Raw genomic sequence first — 1256 nt, forward strand, 5'->3', positions numbered from 1 at the left:
ATCAGTGGGGTAATGCAGGCGTTTAAACGATTTTCGGATCAGAGACATGGGAAGGAAACATTGTAAAAAAAACAGCATGTTACCTGACAACGCCTTAATGCGACAGAACCGATTTTCCTGACCGATAAGTGTTTTACCTCGCGCGGTATCCGGGTCGAAAACATCCGTGAATGGCTGCACCAGTACCGGCAGTGGGCCATTTCGCGCGGACTGGCGGAAACGTTGCGGGAAAAGTATGAGCGTCATCTGTTAAAAATGGCCAGACTGGGGATCTCGATGGCGCGTCAGCATTCGCTGAAAAACCGCCTGCGGCAGATTAAGCGCTGGGTTGTCAGTCCCGAACTGCGCGGTGAGAAAGCCCGCACAGAGGCGGATATCGGTGAGATCCTTGAAGAACAGGCACGCAAGGTGCGGCAGCTGCGTGACAACGGTAGCAAAATGAACCACCACAGAAACGCCTGGTGGCGTTGGGTTGCCAGCGGCCAGTGTACCAAGGTCCAGCAAATGCAGATCGAAGGTGCAGTGAACGCCGAGCATCCCGCACTGTTAGCCAGCGATGCGGAGACGTACTACCGCCTGCTGCTTGAGCGCGCCGGCGTCCCGCTTTCTTAAACCCAAAGTAGACTCACGATACACATTTTCCGCATCAGGCGCGGGCGTTTATGCTGACATTGTTCAATGCCGGTAGGATTTCCCGTGCCCGCTATCTGGCGGCAGCTGCCTTACTGACGCCGGCGCAGGAACGTCACCCAGGACGTCGTTGATGAATGGATAATAATTATACAAATCAGACGGACTCACCATCATCGATGTCGGTCGGGAAGTAATTAACTTCGAAAAGGCCTGATAAATATCGTTAATTTCGAACGTAGCTTCTGAACAAAAACGCTTTCTAAAGAAAGAGTACTCATGAGCCGACCTACGGCACGGCATCTTGAGTAGCACCCTTCACGTTGTTCCGGGCAAGTGTAAGAGCAGTCAATCGGCCAAACAGTCGTTTTCGCTGGCCGTGGGTCTTTTACCCGGTCGGGCAACAGGCCCGGCCGGATAAAAGAATCAGGAACAGTGAATGTTGTAACTAGTTTTGCGGGAAGAATCTTTTGTCATTCGACCATTAAGCTTTTTCGTTGCGGAAAGCCCGCAGTATCGGCTTTCGCACGCTCAAGCCTCTTATAAAAACCGTCTGGCAGCTACCGTGTTCCGTCAAAGAAAAGTTGCGTCAATTTTGGAAATACAGCCCCTAAGCGCTGTCAGCA

At 52.0% G+C, this 1256-nt stretch carries 1 protein-coding gene; it reads left to right on the forward strand.

Annotation, left to right across the window (positions count from 1 at the left end; translation table 11 throughout):
• Nucleotides 1-222 precede the first annotated feature (222 nt).
• A complete protein-coding gene (locus J8X26_RS26955) occupies nucleotides 223-612 on the forward strand; it encodes a hypothetical protein (protein WP_208952587.1) in 390 nt (129 codons plus the stop codon).
• Nucleotides 613-1256 lie beyond the last annotated feature (644 nt).

It is taken from the genome of Rahnella sp. ChDrAdgB13 (genome assembly GCF_017655185.1).
Lineage (GTDB): Bacteria > Pseudomonadota > Gammaproteobacteria > Enterobacterales > Enterobacteriaceae > Rahnella > Rahnella contaminans.